Raw genomic sequence first — 384 nt, 5'->3', positions numbered from 1 at the left:
GTCAAGCCGCGTCTGAAGACGCTGAAGGTCACCGAACCGGCCGGACGCAGCGCCGGCGTGAAGGTGCCGGATGTGAAGACGCTGGTCGAGAAGCTGAAGAACGAAGCCAAGGTGCTGTAAGCGGACGGAGACACACGAGATGACGACGCTGGTAATTGCTGAACATGACAATCAGTCGCTGAAGGCGGCGACGCTGAACACCGTCGCGGCCGCGCAGAAGATCGGCGGTGACATTCACCTGCTGGTGGCAGGCCACAACGCACAGGGCGCAGCCGAAGCCGCATCGAAAGTCGCAGGCATCGCCAGGGTCCTGCTCGCCGATGCGCCGCAACTGGCCGAAGGCCTGGCGGAAAACGTCGAAGCGACGGTCCTCGCGCTTGTGCA

General features: G+C 63.5%; 1 protein-coding gene and 1 pseudogene. Both read left to right on the top strand.

Annotation, left to right across the window (positions count from 1 at the left end; all coding sequences use genetic code 11):
* Positions 1-120, top strand: a pseudogene (locus ACYPXD_RS28895) (electron transfer flavoprotein subunit beta/FixA family protein); the annotation flags it as partial.
* Between the two features lie 19 nt (positions 121-139).
* Positions 140-384: adenine nucleotide alpha hydrolase family protein (locus tag ACYPXD_RS28890; protein WP_459719765.1), on the top strand; the 245-nt coding region annotated here is incomplete at its 3' end.

This window comes from Paraburkholderia sp. 2C (assembly GCF_054589215.1).
The sequence above is the reverse complement of the archived record's forward strand: the minus strand, read 5'-3'. Positions and strand labels throughout refer to the sequence as shown.